The sequence below is a fragment of the Pantoea sp. PGP6 genome, from assembly GCF_053474785.1.
The window spans coordinates 3,714,170-3,733,978 of record NZ_JBQBMA010000001.1; the positions used below are offsets into that span (position 1 = coordinate 3,714,170).

Annotated in this window: 19 protein-coding genes and 3 tRNA genes; 12 read left to right on the forward strand and 10 right to left on the reverse strand. The window is 56.5% G+C overall.

The window, feature by feature from the left end; all coding sequences use genetic code 11:
- Positions 1 to 56 precede the first annotated feature (56 nt).
- A complete protein-coding gene (locus tag ACLIBF_RS18045; protein WP_046289178.1) occupies positions 57 to 707 on the forward strand; it encodes a YtjB family periplasmic protein in 651 nt (216 codons plus the stop codon).
- A gap of 88 nt (positions 708 to 795) precedes the next feature.
- On the opposite strand, the gene yjjG is transcribed toward ACLIBF_RS18045, so the two are convergent.
- From yjjG to ACLIBF_RS18060, 3 genes are read right to left on the reverse strand one after another with little or no spacing between them, the layout of a single operon-like run.
- A complete protein-coding gene (yjjG, locus tag ACLIBF_RS18050; RefSeq protein WP_031376048.1) occupies positions 796 to 1,476 on the reverse strand; it encodes a pyrimidine 5'-nucleotidase in 681 nt (226 codons plus the stop codon).
- A gap of 18 nt (positions 1,477 to 1,494) precedes the next feature.
- A complete protein-coding gene (gene rimI, locus ACLIBF_RS18055; RefSeq protein WP_031376049.1) occupies positions 1,495 to 1,935 on the reverse strand; it encodes a ribosomal protein S18-alanine N-acetyltransferase in 441 nt (146 codons plus the stop codon).
- Positions 1,907 to 2,317, reverse strand: coding sequence for a DNA polymerase III subunit psi (locus tag ACLIBF_RS18060; RefSeq protein ID WP_069728464.1), 411 nt, complete (start codon positions 2,315 to 2,317; stop codon positions 1,907 to 1,909). The genes rimI and ACLIBF_RS18060 overlap by 29 nt, the downstream gene beginning before the upstream one ends.
- A gap of 106 nt (positions 2,318 to 2,423) precedes the next feature.
- Between ACLIBF_RS18060 and rsmC the strand changes: the two genes are divergently transcribed.
- From rsmC to ACLIBF_RS18080, 4 genes are all read left to right on the forward strand, one after another.
- Entirely contained in the window at positions 2,424 to 3,455 is a 1,032-nt protein-coding gene (gene rsmC / locus ACLIBF_RS18065) for a 16S rRNA (guanine(1207)-N(2))-methyltransferase RsmC (protein WP_069728465.1), read from the forward strand.
- Positions 3,456 to 3,606: 151 nt separating this feature from the next.
- Positions 3,607 to 3,693: transfer RNA gene (locus ACLIBF_RS18070), tRNA-Leu, on the forward strand.
- 30 nt (positions 3,694 to 3,723) lie between these two features.
- A tRNA-Leu gene (locus ACLIBF_RS18075) sits at positions 3,724 to 3,810 on the forward strand.
- A 28-nt stretch (positions 3,811 to 3,838) separates the two neighbouring features.
- Positions 3,839 to 3,925, forward strand: a tRNA-Leu gene (locus ACLIBF_RS18080).
- Between the two features lie 83 nt (positions 3,926 to 4,008).
- Here the strand turns inward: ACLIBF_RS18080 and ACLIBF_RS18085 are convergent.
- Positions 4,009 to 4,293, reverse strand: a complete 285-nt coding sequence (locus ACLIBF_RS18085; RefSeq protein ID WP_031376351.1) for a DUF1435 domain-containing protein — start codon at positions 4,291 to 4,293, stop codon at positions 4,009 to 4,011.
- A gap of 222 nt (positions 4,294 to 4,515) precedes the next feature.
- Between ACLIBF_RS18085 and ACLIBF_RS18090 the strand changes: the two genes are divergently transcribed.
- From ACLIBF_RS18090 to ACLIBF_RS18100, 3 genes are all read left to right on the forward strand, one after another.
- Positions 4,516 to 5,604 (forward strand): GGDEF domain-containing protein, encoded by a 1,089-nt coding sequence (locus ACLIBF_RS18090; protein ID WP_031376350.1) that lies wholly within the window; start codon positions 4,516 to 4,518, stop codon positions 5,602 to 5,604.
- 193 nt (positions 5,605 to 5,797) lie between these two features.
- Positions 5,798 to 6,589 (forward strand): siderophore-iron reductase FhuF, encoded by a 792-nt coding sequence (gene fhuF, locus ACLIBF_RS18095; RefSeq protein WP_031376349.1) that lies wholly within the window; start codon positions 5,798 to 5,800, stop codon positions 6,587 to 6,589.
- Positions 6,590 to 6,685: 96 nt separating this feature from the next.
- Positions 6,686 to 7,150, forward strand: a complete 465-nt coding sequence (locus ACLIBF_RS18100) for a YbaK/EbsC family protein (RefSeq protein ID WP_031376348.1) — start codon at positions 6,686 to 6,688, stop codon at positions 7,148 to 7,150.
- On the opposite strand, the gene ACLIBF_RS18105 is transcribed toward ACLIBF_RS18100, so the two are convergent.
- The 4 genes from ACLIBF_RS18105 to ACLIBF_RS18120 form a co-directional block, all read right to left on the reverse strand.
- On the reverse strand, positions 7,147 to 8,367 hold the full coding sequence (locus ACLIBF_RS18105) for an MFS transporter (protein ID WP_279810092.1): 1,221 nt from the start codon (positions 8,365 to 8,367) through the stop codon (positions 7,147 to 7,149). The genes ACLIBF_RS18100 and ACLIBF_RS18105 overlap by 4 nt on opposite strands.
- Before the next feature lie 231 nt (positions 8,368 to 8,598).
- Positions 8,599 to 9,591, reverse strand: a complete 993-nt coding sequence (locus ACLIBF_RS18110) for a nucleoside hydrolase (RefSeq protein ID WP_031376346.1) — start codon at positions 9,589 to 9,591, stop codon at positions 8,599 to 8,601.
- A gap of 12 nt (positions 9,592 to 9,603) precedes the next feature.
- Positions 9,604 to 10,626, reverse strand: coding sequence for a LacI family DNA-binding transcriptional regulator (locus ACLIBF_RS18115; RefSeq protein ID WP_046289218.1), 1,023 nt, complete (start codon positions 10,624 to 10,626; stop codon positions 9,604 to 9,606).
- A gap of 66 nt (positions 10,627 to 10,692) precedes the next feature.
- Positions 10,693 to 12,084, reverse strand: a complete 1,392-nt coding sequence (locus ACLIBF_RS18120; RefSeq protein WP_031376345.1) for an MFS transporter — start codon at positions 12,082 to 12,084, stop codon at positions 10,693 to 10,695.
- A 588-nt stretch (positions 12,085 to 12,672) separates the two neighbouring features.
- On the opposite strand from ACLIBF_RS18120, the gene ACLIBF_RS18125 reads away from it, so the two are divergent.
- Positions 12,673 to 13,227: a histidine phosphatase family protein gene (locus tag ACLIBF_RS18125; RefSeq protein WP_031376344.1), complete on the forward strand. Its 555-nt coding sequence runs from the start codon at positions 12,673 to 12,675 to the stop codon at positions 13,225 to 13,227.
- Here the strand turns inward: ACLIBF_RS18125 and ACLIBF_RS18130 are convergent.
- Positions 13,209 to 14,174, reverse strand: coding sequence for a WD40 repeat domain-containing protein (locus tag ACLIBF_RS18130; protein WP_279810094.1), 966 nt, complete (start codon positions 14,172 to 14,174; stop codon positions 13,209 to 13,211). The genes ACLIBF_RS18125 and ACLIBF_RS18130 overlap by 19 nt on opposite strands.
- 504 nt (positions 14,175 to 14,678) lie before the next feature.
- On the opposite strand from ACLIBF_RS18130, the gene ACLIBF_RS18135 reads away from it, so the two are divergent.
- Complete coding sequence (locus ACLIBF_RS18135; RefSeq protein WP_089561350.1) at positions 14,679 to 15,692, forward strand: glycosyltransferase family 32 protein; 1,014 nt, start codon at positions 14,679 to 14,681, stop codon at positions 15,690 to 15,692.
- Here the strand turns inward: ACLIBF_RS18135 and ACLIBF_RS18140 are convergent.
- Entirely contained in the window at positions 15,669 to 16,586 is a 918-nt protein-coding gene (locus ACLIBF_RS18140; protein ID WP_279810095.1) for a LysR family transcriptional regulator, read from the reverse strand. The two genes, ACLIBF_RS18135 and ACLIBF_RS18140, sit on opposite strands and share 24 nt — an antisense overlap.
- Positions 16,587 to 16,698: 112 nt before the next feature.
- Between ACLIBF_RS18140 and ACLIBF_RS18145 the strand changes: the two genes are divergently transcribed.
- Together ACLIBF_RS18145 and opgB are read left to right on the forward strand one after the other, a co-directional pair.
- Positions 16,699 to 17,088, forward strand: coding sequence for a tautomerase family protein (locus ACLIBF_RS18145; protein WP_031376341.1), 390 nt, complete (start codon positions 16,699 to 16,701; stop codon positions 17,086 to 17,088).
- A 223-nt stretch (positions 17,089 to 17,311) separates the two neighbouring features.
- On the forward strand, positions 17,312 to 19,603 hold the full coding sequence (opgB, locus tag ACLIBF_RS18150) for a phosphatidylglycerol--membrane-oligosaccharide glycerophosphotransferase (protein ID WP_046289176.1): 2,292 nt from the start codon (positions 17,312 to 17,314) through the stop codon (positions 19,601 to 19,603).
- The last annotated feature ends 206 nt before the right edge of the window (positions 19,604 to 19,809 follow it).

The window sequence follows — 19,809 nt, forward strand, 5'->3', positions numbered from 1 at the left end:
CCGCTTCTGGCAACATAATCTCCAGGCTTTCTGTTGTGACGTGACACGGATTATTGATGGCTAAAACCGCACTAAAATTTCGCTTACATCGCACGGTGATCGTTCTGATCTCAATGGCACTGCTGGTGGCCCTGATGCAGGGTGCCTCCTGGTTCAGTCTCGGCCATCAAATGGCACGGTCTGAACAGGTTGAGGAGCTGGCGCATACCCTGACCAATCAGGTGGCGTTCAGCCTGAAGCCCCTGATGGACAACAGCGAAAATAACCGCAACCAGATTGAAGCCATTCTCAATCAGATGACCGCTAACAGCCGCATTCTCGACGCCTCGGTATATGACGGCGACGGCAGCTTAGTGGCGCACAGCGGTGAAAATATCAACGTGCGCGACCGGCTGGCGCTGGACGGCAAACGCGCTGGCAGCTACTTCAATCATCAGATTGTGCAGCCGCTGGCGGGTAACGACGGCCCGCTTGGCTTTTTGCGCGTTACGCTCGATACCCACGTGCTGGTCACCGAATCGCGTCAGGTGGATAACACCACCAATATTTTGCGCCTGATGATGCTGCTGGCGCTGGCGATCGGCATTATTCTCTCCCGCACCCTGCTGCGCCATCGCCGTACCCGCTGGCAGCAATCGCCGTTCCTGCTCACCGCCAGCACACCGGTGAAAGAGGATCGCGATGAGGACGACGAGAAGAAAGAGTAACGCTCCGGCTGCGGTAAAGATAAAACGAAAAGGCCCGCTATGCGGACCTTTTTTATGCTGCCACTTTAGATTTGCGAGGTGGCTTCCGTCAGCCGATCAGCAGCGCTTCCAGCTCGTTCAGCGATTTGACCTGCCAGGTCGGATGGATATGTTGCGGCAGCGGTCGGGTGCCGTGATCGAGCCAGCAGGTTTTCAGACCGGCATTGATCCCGCCGAGAATATCTGACTCCGGGGTATCCCCCACCATCAGCACCCGCTGACGATCCGGGTTACCCATCTGCTTCAGCGCATAATCAAAAATTTCTGCGGCCGGTTTCGGCACGCCCACCTGCTCTGAGATCACCAGCGCGGAAAAATAGTCACGAAAACCGGTACGTTCCAGCCGTATCTGCTGCAACGCGGTAAAACCGTTGGTGATGATGCCCATCTTCACCCGGCCATGCAGCCGGTTCATCAGGCTGACCGCGCCCGGCAGCGGGGTGCAGATCTCGCCCATCGCGCTGAGAAAACCGCTGTTCAGAATCTCCGGCGCTACGCTGAGCTTTTCGCTCCAGTGATTAAAACGCTGAGTCTGCAGCTGTAGCGCTGAAATGGTACCGTTCTGATAATCGACCCACAGCGGTTTGTTAACCGCCTGGTAGTCGGCGTAATCCTGATCGGTAAACTGCACGTCGTAGCCAGCGAACAGACGCTGCAAACCGGCATAGGCGTCGAAGTGAAAAAGGGTATCGTCTGCATCAAACAGGATGCAATCCCAGTTATCTGACATCAAAGCTCCTTAACACCGCTACAGCGTCAGCGCCATGATGATGGCATCTTCACGACCGCTGGCAGTGGGATAATAGTTTGGGCGACGACTGACCTGGTTAAATTCCAGCTGCTGGTAGAGCGCAATGGCGGGCAGATTTGAAGCCCGCACTTCCAGCCACAGCGTCAGCACGTCGCGTTTAATCAGTTCATCAATCAGATGCTGTAACAGCTGGCGGCCAAATCCCCGGCGCTGCCAGGCGGGATCGACCGCAATGTTGAACAGCGAGGCTTCATCCAGCACCACCTGAGTGATGGCGAAGGCGGCCATTTGACCGTCGACGTCGAGCCGCAAATTAAGAAAGCGTTCGCCCTGATTTCTGGCAAAGGTCTGTTCACTCCATGGAAAGGCGTGACTACGACACTCGATGGCGAAGGCCTGCGCCCGATCGTCAGGGGTGAGAAAAGAGATGGCTGTCATGGTTACACATCTGTTGCCAGAGCGCGCGTTTGGCGGCGCCGCTGCTGATCAGTTCATTGAAGGAAGCGCTGGTTAATGCCACGCCGTTAAAGGTTTGTTCACTCTCAACGCCGAGCAGCCATCCTGCGCAATGCAGCGTCTCCGGCAGCATTTGCAGCTGGTCCGGCGTCACGGTCATCACCTGAGCCGGTTGCAGATTAAGCGTATGTAGCACGTCGCGCATCAGCGGTTCGTGCAGGCCGGGGGGTGTCTCAGCCACGATAATCAGCTGCGTCTCCGGTGCCAGCGTGACGGCAATTTCGCCCTGAAGCACGCGCGGGCGGCGCAGCTGATACTGCGTAATTCCCATTTGCTGTAAAAGCCAGTCGCGCCTGGACGTCATAGTGTTACCTGTTCTGCTGCCTGAATGCGACGCTATGCTAGCAAACCCATCGAACATGCGCCAACAAACCACTATAATCCCCGCTCAGATCTTACAGGAGCCCCACATGTCTGCTTTTACCCCGGCCAGCGAAGTCATTCTGCGCCACAGTGATGAATTTACCGCCCGCCATGTTTTATTTGCTGGCGATCTGCAGGATGACCTGCCCGCTCAGCTGGAAACCGCCTCTTCGCGGGTGCATACCCAGCAATATCATCACTGGCAAAACCTGAGCCACCGTATGGGCGAACAGGCGCGTTATGGACTGGTTGCGCAGGCGGAAGATGTGCAGGGCTGCGATACGCTGGTCTATTTCTGGACCAAGAACAAACCGGAAGTGCAGTTCCAGCTGCAAAACCTGCTGTCACTGCTGCCGGTGGGCTGCGATGTGTTCGTGGTGGGTGAAAACCGCAGCGGCGTGCGCAGTGCCGAAGGGATGCTGGAACAGTGGGTCACGCTGGAGAAGATCGACAGCGCACGTCGCTGTGGCCTCTATCACGGCCGCCTTGATCGGCAGCCGACCTTCGACGCCAGCGCCTTTGGTCATACCTATCAGCTGAACGATCTGACCGTGCATACCCTGCCGGGCGTGTTCAGCCGCGACGGCCTGGATAGCGGCAGTGCACTGCTGCTCTCGACCTTCACCGCACATACCAAAGGCAAGGTGCTGGATATCGGTTGTGGTGCCGGAGTGCTTGCCGCGTCGTTGCCGGCGCGTTCGCCAAAAGTCCGTCTGTGGCTGTGCGACGTGCACGCCGCGGCAATTGAAGCGAGTAAAGCGACGCTGGCCGCCAACGGTCTGGAAGGCGAAGTGTTCGCCAGTAACGTCTTCTCGGACGTGACCGGCCGTTTCGACATGATTATCTCGAATCCGCCGTTCCATGAAGGCACCCAGACCAGTCTGGATGCGGCACAGACGCTGATCCGCGGCGCAGTGAAGCATCTCAATACCGGTGGCGAGCTGCGTATCGTGGCTAACGCCTTCCTGCCCTACCCGCAGGTGCTGGATGAAACCTTTGGCAGTCACGAAGTGCTGGCGCAAACCGGCCGCTTCAAAGTTTATCGTGCCGTTTACGGTCGCGGTGCCAAAGCGCGTTAAGACTTTTTCCGCTGTTTAACCGCGTCGCCGGGCTGAAAACGTTGCTTTTTACAGCGATCGTTTCAGCCCGACAAAATAGTTGTTGACGCATTGAGTAAAATCTCTAGAATGCGCCTCCGTGGTTGTAACATTCTCAAGGTGTTACGGGTATGCGAAGGTGGCGGAATTGGTAGACGCGCTAGCTTCAGGTGTTAGTGTCTTAACGGACGTGAGGGTTCAAGTCCCTCTCTTCGCACCAAAATCACAAGTTTCATATCGCGAGCACTGCGCGAAGGTGGCGGAATTGGTAGACGCGCTAGCTTCAGGTGTTAGTGTCTTAACGGACGTGAGGGTTCAAGTCCCTCTCTTCGCACCATTGCGGTGATATGAACAGACAACTCGATGCGAAGGTGGCGGAATTGGTAGACGCGCTAGCTTCAGGTGTTAGTGTCTTAACGGACGTGAGGGTTCAAGTCCCTCTCTTCGCACCAACGTTGTCATCTCCCTGCGTTACTTCCCCTTTATGATCGTTTCTGTTACCGCAACCCGGTTACACGCTGTTCACTCCCTGCCTTTAATTCAGATGAAAATTCACTGACACTGCCGCCAGTCCGCCCGCTAATGCCAGACAGGATGGCAGCAGCAGATAATGACGTAAGCGCTGGTTAAACAGCATTACAATGGTCAGCAGCAGTGCCACGATCATCACTACCCGCCACTGGCTGAAGCTCGGTCCCCATAACGCGAACAATGGCATTGCGGCGCACGGCAGCAGAACGCCCCAGGCGCTATCCAGTTTCTTCCCCATCACCCAGCTAAATCCCCACAGGCCGCAGGCGGCAATAATGGCCATCCCCATGATCCGAACCTCAAATGATAAGCATTCCCATTATCATATGACAGTTTTGTGCCTTATGCAGCCTGTTTTTGTCTGGCCCGGCCAGGAAGATGACAGACCAGTTGGAAAATGCTAGATTGCGGCCGATAACACTATTAATAACAGCAATAATTTGCTCACTGTCCGGTAAAGCGCTTTACCGGTTTGCGCTTTGATATTTCAGGGCCGTTACGAGTATTTATAATGAAATTACAATCTTATGAAGAACTGAAACACAGCAAATATCGGCTTTCGCTCATGCTTTTGTTGTTTCTTAACGTTGTTATTACACTATTCTGCTGGACGCCGGTCAGAAAAAGCGAAATGACGTTACCGGTAATTTGCGTCGCTATTTTCAGTAGCGCAATATTATGTCTTTGTTTAATCCGTCCTAAACTAAAATTACCGTTATTAAATCCGGTGTCGTTTATACTGGGTGCTCTCTGGGCCTGGCACATTAACTATCGCTTTCATCAGGCATCTTATTTTGATGATGGCTTTCTGATTATCAGTTTGCTCAGCGTTTTTTTTATCAGCGCCATCGCTCTGAGCGATCATCTGCTGGCGTTTTGCCTGCATATCACCCCGCCGGTGGTCACCGTATTGCTGCTGGATAAGGGGGAACATCTGCCGCTGATCCTGCTGAACATCACCCTGCCGCTGATTGGTTTTTCGTTGCAGCATCTGATGCGTCGTCGCGCCGATAACTTTACCCTGCGCCTGATGCGCCAGCTGTATCAGGAGAAAGAAGCCTTCAGTGACCTCAGCATGCTCGATCCGCTCACCGGACTGTATAATCGCCGCGGACTGAAAAACCGGCTCGACAATATTCTGGAAAACCATGCAGGCAGTCATTATGTCCTGCTGCTGGATATCGATCATTTCAAAGCCTATAACGACAATTACGGTCATGCGATGGGTGACCAGGCGCTGGCGCGGGTGTCGGTGGCCATTCGCGATGCGGTGCGTTCACGGGATGTGGTTACCCGTTATGGCGGCGAAGAATTTCTGGTGCTGATGACAAACGTCAACAGTTCCATTGCAATGAAACTGGCGGAGCGAATTCGTCAGTATGTGGTCGATTTAGAAATTCCTCACCGCTTTAATGAAAAAGTTTCGACCCATGTAACGATTAGCGCCGGCATTGCGCCTATTTATGATAATGAATTTGATCAGGCGGTGGCGAACGCTGACCGCGCATTATATGTGGCTAAAAATCAGGGAAGAAATACCATTCTCGCCTGGGAAGATTTACCTAAAGCGCATCATCCAACGTCCGGCGAACACGCGTAATACCCTTGCGTATTAAGCGGCTATTATTATGCCGTAACCGCGGTATAGCGGATTTTTATTCTATTAGTTCCTGTTCCTGACTTATTTCCTCTCCCCGGCCAGCCGCCCTTTCCTGCTGATGTTTTGTACGGCTTGAAGAGTGAATCAATAACGATTATCATTTGCTTTCTTATCTACTCTTTCGCGAGTCGACATGGCAACCGTAACCGCTCAGGAAAATCGCTTTAGCTCCCAGTCGATGATCTTCCGGCAAAACGACCGTCCGCTGGCGGAAAGTTTGCAGCAACGGTTATTGCAGCAGCCTGACTATCTGCAGCAGTCGATTAAGCTCGATCAGCCTGCCGCGCCCGATTGCCTGACGCTCGCCGACTGGTCACAGCCCGCCGTGTTTACGCCGCTGATTCAGCGTTACAGCGACTATCTCTATCGCGATCATCCTGATGCCGTGCGGGAAGCGAAACCGGTGCTGTCACTGTGGGCACAGTGGTATTTTGGTCTGCTGCTGCCGCCACTGATGATCGCCCTGCTGCAGGAGTCGCGCGCGCTCGACTGCTCGCCCGAGCATATCCGGGTGGAGTTTCAGCATGGACATCCCGCCGCGTTCTGGATTGCGGTGCAGGAGGATGAGGATGCGCACTACCTGAATGCACAGCAGCGCCTCGATCGGCTGATACAGCAGCATCTGATCCCGGTAGTGAACAGCATTACCCGCCACGGCGATATCAATGCCAGGCTGATCTGGAACAACATGGGCTTTTCGTTTCAGTGGTTCCTCGGCGAGCTAAAAAACACCCTCGGTGAGCTGCCGGTGGCACAACTGGAACAGGCGCTGTTCTTCAACCAGCAGCTGCTGGATGGCAGCGATAATCCGCTCTACCGCACTATGATCCCCCGCAACGGCGAACTGGTCCGTCGCAGCTGCTGCCAGCGTTACCGCATCCCCGATGTGGCGCAATGCGGCAACTGCACCTTAAGCAGCAGCTGATCGCGACGCATTCTGTCACTAAATCTCCGTTTATCTCGTTTACAGGCTGCGAGGCTTGTGGCAATTTTTACGCCTTCGATCAGCCTGGAGAGAAAGATGAGCCTGGAGTCAGTACGCCAGTTCTTTGCCGAACACGCCCCTGAAATTGAGATTATTGAGTTGGCCGAAAGCACCGCAACGGTTGATATGGCCGCCCGCGCCCACGGCGTTACGCCAGGCCAGATCGCCAAAACCCTGTCATTGAAGGTCAAAGATGAAGTGGTGCTGATTGTGACGCGTGGCGACGCCCGGCTGGATAATCGCAAGCTGAAAGCGGCGCTGGGAGCCAAAGCGCGGATGCTTAGCGTGGATGAAGTGATTAACTGGACCGGCCATCCGGTCGGCGGCGTCTGTCCTTTCGGGCTGGAAAATCCGCTGACCGTTTACTGCGACGTTTCGCTGCGCGGTTTTGACGAGGTGTTACCTGCGGCGGGCGCCATCCATAGCGCCGTGCGCATCAGTCCGCAACAGATGGCCGAGCTGACGGCTGCCCGCTGGGTCGACGTCTGCGAAGCGCGTTAATCGGGCTGCCGGGCCACCGCGCCGGAGATTTCGATGCCGCGCGTCTCGCGACCAAACGCCACTAACAGAGAGATCAGCACGGCTACCGTGCCCGCCACTATCGCCATGCCCAGTCCGTAATTGCCGCCGTGGGCTTCTGCAATACGCGATTGCAGCGTGGCGTTGACCGAAGCGATCAGATTCCCCAGCTGGTAGACAAAGCCCGGCAACACGGCGCGTGCGTTGGCCGGAACCAGCTCGGTCAGATAGGTCGGAACGACGCCCCACGCGCCCTGCACCATAAACTGCATCAGGAACGCACCGATGCCAATTGCCCATGAGCCGCTGGAAAAAGCCCACAGCGGCAAAATCGGCAGCGTCAGCAGTGATGCCAGAATAATCGCTTTTTTACGGCCGATACGCTCAGACAGTGACCCAAAGCAGATGCCGCCCAGCATCGCCGCAATGTTGTAACCGATGGCGATCAGGCTGACGGTATGGGCATCAAACTGGTGCTGCACTTTCAGGAAAGTGGGATAGAGATCCTGGGTGCCGTGACTGAAAAAGTTAAAGCAGGCCATCAGCAGCACCATATAGAGACAGATTTTCCAGTGCTGGCGAATGATCGGCATCAGCGCCGAACTGGTTTTATGCTGGCGCGCCGCCAGCCAGACCGGGGATTCAGGCACTTTAAAATAGATAAACGGCAGCAGCAGAATCGGTACTGCGCCAATCAGGAACATGCCCCGCCAGCCAACAGTGGCAAAGAACAGGCCAAAGACAATCGACGCCAGCAGATAACCGCACGGATAGCCCGCCTGGAAAATACCGGACATCAGCCCGCGGGAGCGATCCGGAATGGTTTCCATCGCCAGCGACGAGGCCACGCCCCAGATGCCGCCCATCGCCACGCCGTAGATCACCCGGAACGTCAGAAACGCGCCAAAGGTCGGTGACCAGGCGGAGAGCAGTTCAAACAGCGAAAACAGCACGATATTCAGCATCAGAATCGGCTTGCGGCCGTAGCGCTCCGCCAGACGACCAAACAGCAGCGCCCCGATCGGCCGCACCGCCAGCGTCAACATAATCGCCAGCGAGACCTCCGAAACCGAGGAGTGAAAGTAGTGCGCCAGATCGCTGAGCACAAAAACCAGAATGAAGAAGTCGAAAGCATCCAGCGTCCAGCTGGCAAAACTGGCAAACGCCACGTTTCGCTGGGTCGGAGTCCAGTTAAGCATGTCACTATCCTGTCTGAGCGGCTTCGGCACAGCGGCCGGAAAGGGATGGGCGCAACCCACTGCGCGGTTGCAAATTTGTTAACCACTTGTATATATCATGTCAGAAAGGTTAGCGTGCTACGCAATTGTCAGCCGCTGCTTCAGGCTGTAAATAAGCGTGTCAGAATGGCGATTCAGGAAGGATACGGGGCGGATTGCGCCCCGGTATTCAGGCTTTCAGGCTTTCAGGCTTTAGGATTCGGGATTCAGGCGACTGAAAGCCTGGCCGATGATCGCTAACAGCCGGGCATTATCGACACGATGCAGCACGTGCACTAACGCGCCACAGTTCTCCGGGATGCCGGTAGTGACGCGCAGCGGCTGACGATAACGCCAGCTTTTCCCGCGCGTCGGCCCGGCCCGCAGTTCGATATCCACCCGGTAATCGATGCCGGATGCCACCCGCTGATTCATCAGCCAGGCGATCACCAGCGCATCATGGATCCAGCAGCCTGCCAGCTGGCGGGTCTGTATGGAATAGTCGATCCACGGCCGCAGAGTCTCGCGCACAAACTGCGTCAGCGGATGATCAACCGCGGTCAGCCGGGTTAAATCCTGCTGGGTCAGCAAGGTCTGGGTGGTGACATCCATTGGCACCAGCGTCAGCGTGGCACCACTGTGTAACACCTGATGCGCCGCTTCCGGATCGAGTCCAAAATTGGTGTCTTTGATGTAATCATCCAGCGCGAATACGCCGCCCATGATCACAATCTCCGCCACCGCTTCCGCCATGGCCGGATAACGCTGCATCGCCAGCGCCACATTGGTCAGCGGACCAATCGCTACCAGCGTAATCTCGCCCGGATTGTCGCAAATCAGCTTACCGATGGCGTCGGCCGCCTCGCCCGCATCCGCCGGTAAATCCGCAGGCTGGCGCACATCCTGCCACAGCGTACTGAGTCCTGACTCTATCACCCGATTATCCAGTGCATCACGCCACGGGGCCGGATCTTCCTCAAGTGCCTGCTGAGCGCCCTGCACCACCGGAATGGCTAAGCCCAGCCGGGTTACCAGATCTTTGGCGACGCGCGTACCCAGCTCGCAGGGCGTGTTGCCCGCCACGGTGGTAATTAATTCCAGCGATAGCGCCGGAGACGCCAGGGCCAGCGCTATCGCCAGCCCGTCATCGGTATTAGCACCGGCGATACCGTTGCCCGGATCGCAATCAATAATTATTCGTTTCATGGTGTTATCTGGTTAACTCTGGCTTTGCGGTTTACAGCCGCAGGATTCGCCGATTTCAAGATAGTGGGGAAACTCTTTCAGCTGTGCTTCGTTCTGACCCGCTTTCAGCATCTGAATAGCGCAACGCGCCATCTCACGCAGCGGCTGGCGCACGGTAGTTAACGTCGGAACATGGAAAGCGGCGTGTTCGGTGCCATTGAAACAGACCAGTGCCACATCCTGCGGCACGCGAATCTGCTGTTCGGAGAAGGCGCGGAGCGCGCCAAGTGCCTGACCTTCATTGCTGGCAAACAGGGCGCGCGGCACACGACGCTGTGTAATCATGGTGCGGGCCGCCGCATAACCGCCCTCGCGGCTGTAACTGGCCGGGAAGATCAGCGACTCATCAACCGGCAGGCCACGCTCCTGCATCGCGTCACGCCAGCCCTGGATACGATCCTGGGCGTTAAGCATCTCTGTCGGACCGCTAATCATCCCTACCTGCTGATAACCGTGACTCAGCAGATGCGATGTGACCTGCCAGGCCGCCTGGCGCTCATTGACCCGCAGCATACTGACGCCCGGCTGCGGCTCGACCCGTTCCAGCATCACCAGCGGCGTACCGCTGGCTTTAATCATCTCAATGTAGGGATGGCGATCGACGCTGTTATAAAACAGTCCATCCACCTGCCGGTTCAGCAGCCCCTGAATCAGCTCCAGCTCGCGTTTACGGTCATCGCCGGCATCACCCAGCAACATCACGTGACCGTGGTTCAGCGACTCCTGCAGCAGCACATGCGCCATCGAGGCGACAAACGGATTGCTGATATTCGGCACCACCAGGCCAAAGGTTTTGGTATTGCCGGAGGCCAGGGCGCGCGCCGCAGCGTTTGGCCGGTAACCGGTCGCCTTAATCGCTGCCAGCACCCGCTGACGTGTCGCATCGGCAACCGGACGTGGCCCGTTATTAATCACATAACTGACCACCGCCACCGAGGTGCCTGCCGCTTTCGCGACCTCACTGCGGGTGACTTTTCCTGTTAACGACTTAGCCACATCACTTTCCTCCATAAACAAAGCAGGCCGCATTACACGGCCTGCTGTACTTTTTTGTTGGTCCGGCTATATCGCATCATCCGGCAGGTTGAGATCCCGCCCTCGCGTCTCCGGCGCCACAAAGGTCGTCAGGAACCCGACAGTGGCCATCGCCGAGAAGTAGACCGCAATCGGCCACCAGTGACCGCTGTAAGAGAGCATCGCTGCGGCGATCAGCGGTGCGGTGCCGCCAGAGAGAATGGAACCCAGCTCTTTGGCGACCGCCATTTTGGTGTAGCGGTGGTGGACGCCGAACATCTCCACGCCCCACGCTGCCTGAACGCCAAAGATACCCAGCGACGCCAGCGCCATTCCCACCACGATTACCGGAATGACCAGCATCGGCTCGCGGCTATCCAGCAGCGTAAAGGCCGGCCAGGCGTAGACCATCAGCAACAGGCAGAACACGCGGTAAACCACCCGGCGGCCAAAGCGGTCCGACAGCCAGCCCGCGCAAGGGATAATGATAAAGCCTAGCAGCGACGCCAGAAAAACGGCGGTGGTCGGCACCGATTTATCCACCATCAGCACCTTCGCGACGTAACCGACAATAAACCCCTGCGCCAGATAAGAGGGGCCATTCTCGCCGATACGCAGACCCACCATGGTCCAGAAGGCGCGGGTACGCTGAAAGAAAGGACGCGAGTCGACCGCTGGCTGCGCCGCCAGCACGCCGGCACGTTCCGCTGCCATCTGCGCTTTTTTACGCTCAAATACCGGCGTTTCACGCAGGTGACGTCGAATCCATAAGGCGACCAGCGCAATCAGCGCACTGCTGAGGAACGGGATGCGCCAGCCCCATTCGAGCAGGCTCTGCTGATCCATCTGCACCACGATCAGCCAGACCAGCGAGGCCAGCAGCGTACCGCTGTTGGAACCAAGCGCGATCACGGAAGAGACCAGGCCGCGACGCTCCACTGGCGCATATTCGCCCAGCATCACCGTACCGCCCGACAGTTCAGCACCCGCGCCAAAACCCTGGGTAAAGCGCAGCAGCACCAGACAGGCCGGTGCCCAGACGCCAATCGAGGCATAGCTGGGGATTAAACCGATAAAGGTGGTGGAGGCGCCCATCAGGATGATGGTGGCGATCATCACCACCTTTCGCCCTTTGCGGTCGCCGAGCCAGCCGAAGAACAGTGCGCCAATCGGGCGGGCAACAAAGCCGACCGACCAGGTGGCAAAACTGGAGAGCAGCGCCATCGCCGGGGTCGATTCCGGGAAGAAAACGTCACCAAAAATAATGCCGGCGGCAAGGCCATAGAGCGCGAAATCCGCGTACTCCATGGCGGTACCTAACCAGCATGAGAAAGTGGCGCGCCAGAAATCTTTGCGGCCGGAAGGCGTATTAAACCGCTCGTCGGCGGCTGAGGAGGAAGGCAGAGATGCCTGCTGCTTAACGGTGCTGTGTGCCGTCATAACCCTGTCCCTGAATGAGTATGCAGATCGATAAACGCCCGTCCGTGGGTCGGTTCCCTGGGTGTAAGCGGAACATCCCGGTGGCGACGTTCAGTTGACTAACCATGATGAAAGGTTAAAGGATTCCCTGGTGTTGGAATCTGGCCCCTCGCCCGCTTTCGCCGATCTTTTTTGACCGGTCGCTTTAACGAAGCGAATGTAACTTCACAATCAATGGCGCCTGCTGTGCATCGTGCACCGTGAGCAATCACTGGAGACATAGTGTATCTACGCGCGTAGATAAATCAATAGATCTTCAGCTAATTTGTTAGATAAACTTCATTATCACACTGCGTCATCAAAAGTTTTTATTGCAAATTCAGGCAGTTAACCGAGAGCCGTCGCGCATAAAAAATACATCAGGGCGTGCGAAGTAGAATTTTCTCTTAACATTAAGCTAAATCGGGAGCAGGCCCCTTTCATCGCGCTCCGTTATCGCACCGCGCTGTTACCGTGGCATGACAGCCGGGTTATTCTCCGAAAAAATATCCGGGGATTGGCAAATGCAGACAATGCTTTACCCTGTGGTGAAAGCGGTACAGGAGAGTTATGACGATTATTCTAATGCGGCACGGTAAGCCCAATCACCAGCCCGGCGGACGGCACAACGTGCAGGCGCTGGCGGACTGGTGCGAAGCCTACGATTTGTCACAGGTCAGCGACGGACCGCCGCCGCGTAGCCTGTCTATTGCGCGTCAGGCGACGGTGGTGGTGTGCAGCCCGCTTCCCCGCGCCCGCTCCTCACTGCGCCAGCTCGGGTTGCAGCCGCACGAGGTCGACGCGCTGTTCAGCGAGGTGGCAGTGCCGCTGCTACCGGGCAGTCAGCTCCAGCTACCGACGCTGATCTGGCTGGCACTGCTGCGGCTGCTGTGGCTGTGCGGTTATGCCGGCCAGAGCGAGTCATTGCAGCACGCCCGCCATCGCGCTTCACTGGCGGCCGACCGGCTAATTGAGCACGCCCGCCACGGCACGGTGCTGCTGCTGGGTCACGGCATCATGAACAAGATGATCGCCCGTGAGCTGCGCAAACGCGGCTGGCAGGCGGAAAAGCACGCCAGCAGCCGTCACTGGAGCTCGGCGATCTATCATCGTCCGTTTATCTGATCGCGCGGATAGTAGCTCAGCACTTCACAGCCGGTGCCGACCCGCGGCGTGGCAATCACCTTGCGCTGAGCCAGATCGATCACGCTCAGGGTGCCATCGCCCTGATTGGCGATCAGCAGCAACTGCTTGTCAGGGCTGAAGCAGCCATCCATCGGCATAGTGCCGACCGCGATATCGCCCAGCGGATTGAGCAGATCGTCAAACAGGGTGACAACCGGCTCACCCTCGCCAATCGCCACCAGCTGTTCCCCATCCGCGCTAAAACGCACCACCTGACAAGGCTGCTGATGACCCGGCAGCGCCAGACGCTGGCGAATCCGGTGGCTTTGCCGATCGATAACGTACAGCAGCGGCGCGTCGGCGGCGCTGGCCACCAGGTAAGGGTGTCTGGGTGAGGCGGCGATACCGGCAATCGGCCCCGGCAGCAGGATGGTATCGATGATCCGCCCTTCCGCTTCGCACAGATCGACGACCGTGATGGTGGCGTCCTCTTCGTTATCGGTAAACAGCTTGCGGCCGCTGGGTGACAACGTCAGACGATGCGCATTGTGCGAAGGGATCGGAATGACTTTTTCCAGCCGATCGGTGAGCGGATCGATCACCGCCACTGCGGCACTCTGCTCACAGCAGAGGTAGACTTTGCCGTCGCGCCCCAGCTGACCACTGTGCGGCGCCCGCAGCGGAGACAGATCGATAAAGCCGCTGATCTCCCGATGCTGCAAATCAATTATCGCCACTTTATGGCCCGGATGCGGATTGTTGCCATGAACGCCATCGCCATAAATCGGCACATAGGCTTTGCCCCACGCCGTCAGCATCAACAGTTCATGCGGTCGCGGTGGAAAGGCGTTCAGCTCCCGCTCGACCGCAAACGTCTCCGGGTTAAGAAACAGGACGCGATTGCCCCGTTTATCTACCGCCAGTAAACCGTGAGAATCACTCTGCATGCGCGCTCCTTTCTCAGTAAGATCCTCTTAAGCGTAGACAATCGTTAACGCGCGGCACGCCGTGAGCGATTGATGAGCCGGGCTAACGCGGCAGTTTAAGCGCAATCCGCTGCCGAAAAAGCCACCAGGCCGCAGCAGCGGCGATAACTCCGCCGCGCGATTCAGACTTTCCTTACACCGGCGAAAAAGAGTGATTAAATAAATAATACAGTCCGCTTAATCTATTATTTTCATCGGCTGCCCGGTTTATTTCCGTATTATCCGAAAGTCAAAAAAAGACATAGCTTATAGGTAAATAATGTTTTATTAAAAAGGTGCAGTGCAATTTAAACCGCCGTGAGGAAACTAGCGCGCGCTTTTACACTGCGCCACCATCAGGGAAACCCTTTAATAATTCCCGCACTGATTGAGATTGCCGCCAGGCTGCATCGCCCCGCCATCGCGTTAATTATGGGGCGCGCAGGTGCTGCAATATGACGGGAAAATAAAAACAACAGGTGCACCATGACTTTACATCGCCAACGTCCTGCGCATAAGATCTGGCGCAACTGGAAAAGAATATCATTCAGTAGCCAGATGTTATGGAATAAAAAACGACACAGCGTCTTTAGCGCACCGGAATATGACCCGGGGCAGGAAGAGAACGTCGTGTTGATATCGCAGCAGAAAAGCTTGCCGGAAATTCCGAAGATTGTCTGGATGTACTGGCATAACGATCAGCTGCCTACCTCAATGGCGCTGAATATCAGTAAAATCCGGCGGGATAACCCCGATCACCAGGTTTATCTGATTACTCAGCACACCCTGTCGCAGTGGCTGCCCGATCTTGACTTTATCTCTTCCGATCTGACGCTGGCGCATAAAAGTGAAATCATTCGTCTCGAACTGATTCACCGTTACGGCGGCATCGGCATTGATTGCAGTACCCTGTTATTTGAAGATCTCGCCTGGGTCCATCGCGTGCATCTGGAGCGGTCGATGGATTTAATCGGTTACTACCGCGAACAATCAACCCTGAATTTCCTCGCCCCGGTGATCGAAAGCTGGTTTGTCGCCGCTGCGCCGCAAAATCCGTTTATCCGCGAGTGGCTGAAACAGCTGGCACCGGTGAAAAACGTCGGCATTCAGAACTATTTTCAGGAACTGAAAAAGCGCGATGATTTCCCGATGATTGTGCAGAACATTGATAATCCATCGCGCCAGCTATTGTCACTGGCCCAACAGGTAGCGATGCGCGAATACCGACGGGCCAATCTCTACCTGCGGAAAGGGGAAGCTAACGCTTACTACTATCAGCGCCTGCACGCTGACAGCAGCAGCGCCTTCGCCCATTCCGTGCTGTTTCAGCAACGACCGCAAACGCCGCCGCCAATCATCAAGTTAACCGGAAACGAACGGCTGCATCTCGACTTCAATCTGCGGCTGGGTTTGTACAATCGCCGCAGCCTGATGGGTGAGATGATGCAGCAGACCGCCCCGACGCTGGCGCTGCCGCTAACCGTCAAAGCGCGCGCGTAACCAGTGGGCAAAGGTGGTGACCGCACGTGGCACCTGCGCCGCCCAGGGACGCACAATCCACAGGCGGGCGGCGAACGCCTCGACCGCCTGCCATTCAGGCAGAACCTGTTGCAGTGAACCGGCTGCCAGCGCCGCCCGGGCGCTGAAGTCCGGCAGCATCGCAATGCCTAATCCCTGCAGCGCCGCATCGCGGATCGACTCACTGTTATTGGTGGCAAAACAGCCCTGAATCCGCACCTGGATCCGCTCATTATCGCCGTCGGTCACAAAGCTCCAGCGTGGCGATTCCACCCCGCGTGGATAGTAAAGGCAGTTATGCCGGGCCAGATCCTGCGGCATCAGCGGCGTACCCTGCGCCGTCAGATAGGCCGGTGACGCCACCAGCAGCGTGCGCGTCTCACACAGCGGCAGCGCCACGTGGGTTTCCGGTAGCGTGTCGCTGTGGCGTATCGCCAGATCAAACCCTTCACTGCTGAGCGACACAATGCGGTCCGTTACGTCGAGCTGCAGGCGGACCTGCGGATAGTCACGCAGAAACTCACCAATGATCGGCACCAGCTGCTGACGGGCAAACGCCACCGGCGCGGTGATGCGCACCAGTCCCCGTACCGGACCGGCAGTATCACGCACGCTGAAAAAGCTCTGTTCGATACGGGCAAACGGCTCGCGCAACTCCTCCACCAGCTTTTCACCCGCCGAGGTCAGACGCACGCTGCGGGTAGTACGCTGTACCAGCAGCACGCCCGCCATCTGCTCCAGCTCTTTAATTTTTTGGCTCATCGCCGCTTTGCTGACGTCGAGCCGCTCTGCGGCACGGGTAAAACTGCCCTGCTCGGCCAGCACCGTCAGCCAGTGCAGGTGATCCCACAGCGCATCGGTCTTCATCTCTTTCATCTTGATTGTTCAATATAGTGAATAATCAGTTCAGGCTACGCGCTTTTTCCCGGCGGATAAAGCAGTCACTATAGTCACAACAGACTATCACTCTCACCGCGAGGAAAAGCCGATGCCACTGCTGCAATTTGATGTTATTCAGGGTCGTTCAGAATCCGAACTGCGTACGCTGCTGGATGCAGCACACCGGGCCGTGCTCACCGCGTTTCAGGTGCCTGAGCGCGATCGTTACCAGATTGTTCAGGAAAACAAGCGCCACCAGATGGTGTTTCAGGATACCGGGCTGGGATTCAGCCGCAGCGATAATCTGGTCATGGTGCGGGTCTACACCAGCCCGCGCAGCAGCGAACAGAAACAGCACTTCATGGCGGAGCTCGCGCGCGAGCTGCGCGAAAGTTGTGGCGTGCAGGGTAACGATTTAATGATCAGCTTTATCACCAATGACAAAGGCGACTGGAGCTTTGCTGATGGTGAGGCGCAATACCTGACCGGCAAACTCTGAAATTACAGTCCGCTTTGCTCTGCTGACGGTGCGCGCCAGCCGCCGTCAGGCCTGATAAACTCCCCGCCGATGCTCTCTGTCACCAATATGATCCTCACCGCACAAATCTGGCTGGATGTGTTGCAGCCGGGTTACAGCCAATATAGATTGTCGAAAAACCCTCCCCCCGAAGGTGGCCGGCAGTCTGAAGCGCCGCGTACTCATATCAACAGAGGATTTGCCGTTGTCCGAATTAGCGTCACTTGGGCTGTTTCTGGCCGCTATTGCTATCTATTCCTGTAAAGCCGGGCGTAACAAATTTTGGTTCTTTGTGGTGTTAATCCTGCTGGTGTTGTTTGTGGTGCTGAATGCAACGCTTTACGCCAGCAACTACTTCACCGGCGACGGCATCAATGATGCCGTGCTCTATACCCTGACCAACAGCCTGACCGGTGCCGGTATCAGTAAATATGTGGTGCCGGGCATAGGGCTGATCATCGTGCTGTTTCTGCTGTTCTGCCTGCTGTCGTGGATACTGCGGCGGCGTGAGCGGCCACATCATATCGGCTGGTCGCTGCTGGCGGTGGCCTGCGCGCTGGGTTCAGTGCAGACCACACCTGCATTTCGTCAGGTGGCGTCCCTGATTGTGTCGCACACCCAGCTGGCCGATTCCGACTTCGATGCGTTCTACAAAGTGCCACGTAACCGCATTGCGCAGCCGCACCTCAACGTGGTCTATATCTACGGCGAAAGCCTGGAGCGCACCTATTTTGATCAGCACGCTTTTCCCGGCCTGGCACCGGAGCTCAGCCGCCTGAAAGAGCAAAGCATCGACTTCAGCCAGACTGAGCAGCTGCCGGGCACCGATTACACTATCGCTGGCATGGTCGCCTCAATGTGCGGCATTCCGCTGTTTGCGCCGTTTGACGGCAATGCCTCAGCCTCGCTCTCCAGCTTCTATCCGCAAAACGTCTGTCTGGGCGACATCCTGAAAAACTCCGGCTACGACAACTGGTTTATTCAGGGCGCTGATCTGCGCTTCGCCGGCAAAGATGTGTTCCTGAAATCACACGGCTTTGATCCGGCCAACCTTTACGGCGCGCAGGAGCTGAAAAGCCGCGTTGCCGATCCGACCTATCGCAACAACTGGGGTTATTACGACGATACGGTGATGGATGAGGTGTTTGAAAAATATCAGGAACTGTCAAAAGCCAACAAACCGTTTGCGCTGTTCACCCTGACGGTCGATACCCATCATCCCGATGGCTTTATCTCCCGCAGCTGTGAACGCAAGAGCTACAGCTTTGATGGCAAACCAAACCAGTCATTTAGCGCGGTGGCCTGTTCGCAGGAGCACGTCGCGCGCCTGATTGACCGGATTAAAGCCTCACCGTGGTTTAAACAGACGGTGATTGTGGTGACCTCCGATCATCTGGCGATGAATAACACCGCCCACCAGTACCTGATTAAGCAGCCACGCCACGATCTTTTTATGGTGATCCGCGGCGATAAACCGCAGGCAGAAGTGATTGATGCGCGCCGCAGCACACTGGATAACGGCGCGACGCTGCTGGATATTCTCGGCGGTGACAACGCGATTGGTCTGGGCCGCAGCAGCCTGAGCAGCGTTTCGCTATCGACGCAGTTTGAAGATATGAAAAGTAAGGTGATGAGCTGGAAGCCGGATATTATCCAGCTGTGGAATTTCCCGAAGATGATGGACAGCTTTACCGTCGATCAGGTGAAAAATACCTTTAGCTTCTCGGGTACCACCTTCCGGTTACCGATTCTGTTCCGCATCAGTGATAAGCATGTTGAGCCGATGCCGGAAGGGGAATATTCGGCACCGCTGCGCTATCAGCTGGCCGATTTCACCTCGACCGATAAGTTTCTGTGGGTCGATCGCTGTTTTAAAATGGCGCGACTCTGGCAGCCGTCGCTGGCGCTGTCCGGCGATCTCTGTGTGGCAATGGGCCAGCTCGGCGCAACGCCTGCGGTAACGCATATCGATCAGCCACAGTGGAAAGGTAAAGTGAAATTCCCGACCACACCGACCAGCGATGCGGCTTATCAGCGCAATCTGGCGCAGATCCGCATCGAAGATAACGACATTCGCTACAGCGCCGACAGCTTCCGGCTCGACGTGCCTGGCGCACCGCAGAGCATCAAGCGTTTTAGCGGCATTTCCCGACCGGAAAGCTGGGGTCGCTGGTCTAACGCTAATCTCGCGCCGGAAGTGAAGATAGAGTACGTCGATCCGCTACCGCCGAAGTTTGACCTGGTGATTACCGCTCGCGCTTATGGAGCTAACGTCCACCGCCAGATCCCGGTGCGGGTTGGCGATCAGCAGCAACTGCTGTCGCTGGGTGAAACCTTCTCTACCCATACGCTGCATTTTGACAACCCGACCGCCACGCACCAACTGACCATTGCGCCGCCGGAACCACAGCTGAGTAATATCGGCAATATCACCGGTCAGGACCCACGCAAACTGGGCATTGGCATGGTGGAAATCAAGATCGTGCCTCAGCCGTAACGCCTGCTTTTCTCTTCTCCTCTGCGGATTCACGCAGAGGAGATCTTCCCGCATCAGACGCCGAAGGTTGCGAGACCGCTCGCAATCCACTGCACGTTACTTGTTGAACTAATTGATATTTTTCGGAAAGGCGCGCAAAGTACAACCGGCTTAGTGGTACCCTTTGTGTGATCTGTCATCCTCTCGCTATCGCCGTATTGCCGGGA

Bases quoted from the DNA above. Each gene is read 5' to 3' on its own strand.
- ACLIBF_RS18045 (WP_046289178.1), top strand. From the start codon at position 57: ATGGCTAAAACCGCACTAAAATTTCGCTTACATCGCACGGTGATCGTT.
- yjjG (WP_031376048.1), bottom strand. From the start codon at position 1,476: ATGTCAGATAACTGGGATTGCATCCTGTTTGATGCAGACGATACCCTT.
- rimI (WP_031376049.1), bottom strand. From the start codon at position 1,935: ATGACAGCCATCTCTTTTCTCACCCCTGACGATCGGGCGCAGGCCTTC.
- ACLIBF_RS18060 (WP_069728464.1), bottom strand. From the start codon at position 2,317: ATGACGTCCAGGCGCGACTGGCTTTTACAGCAAATGGGAATTACGCAG.
- rsmC (WP_069728465.1), top strand. From the start codon at position 2,424: ATGTCTGCTTTTACCCCGGCCAGCGAAGTCATTCTGCGCCACAGTGAT.
- ACLIBF_RS18085 (WP_031376351.1), bottom strand. From the start codon at position 4,293: ATGGGGATGGCCATTATTGCCGCCTGCGGCCTGTGGGGATTTAGCTGG.
- ACLIBF_RS18090 (WP_031376350.1), top strand. From the start codon at position 4,516: ATGAAATTACAATCTTATGAAGAACTGAAACACAGCAAATATCGGCTT.
- fhuF (WP_031376349.1), top strand. From the start codon at position 5,798: ATGGCAACCGTAACCGCTCAGGAAAATCGCTTTAGCTCCCAGTCGATG.
- ACLIBF_RS18100 (WP_031376348.1), top strand. From the start codon at position 6,686: ATGAGCCTGGAGTCAGTACGCCAGTTCTTTGCCGAACACGCCCCTGAA.
- ACLIBF_RS18105 (WP_279810092.1), bottom strand. From the start codon at position 8,367: ATGCTTAACTGGACTCCGACCCAGCGAAACGTGGCGTTTGCCAGTTTT.
- ACLIBF_RS18110 (WP_031376346.1), bottom strand. From the start codon at position 9,591: ATGAAACGAATAATTATTGATTGCGATCCGGGCAACGGTATCGCCGGT.
- ACLIBF_RS18120 (WP_031376345.1), bottom strand. From the start codon at position 12,084: ATGACGGCACACAGCACCGTTAAGCAGCAGGCATCTCTGCCTTCCTCC.
- ACLIBF_RS18125 (WP_031376344.1), top strand. From the start codon at position 12,673: ATGACGATTATTCTAATGCGGCACGGTAAGCCCAATCACCAGCCCGGC.
- ACLIBF_RS18130 (WP_279810094.1), bottom strand. From the start codon at position 14,174: ATGCAGAGTGATTCTCACGGTTTACTGGCGGTAGATAAACGGGGCAAT.
- ACLIBF_RS18135 (WP_089561350.1), top strand. From the start codon at position 14,679: ATGACTTTACATCGCCAACGTCCTGCGCATAAGATCTGGCGCAACTGG.
- ACLIBF_RS18140 (WP_279810095.1), bottom strand. From the start codon at position 16,586: ATGAAAGAGATGAAGACCGATGCGCTGTGGGATCACCTGCACTGGCTG.
- ACLIBF_RS18145 (WP_031376341.1), top strand. From the start codon at position 16,699: ATGCCACTGCTGCAATTTGATGTTATTCAGGGTCGTTCAGAATCCGAA.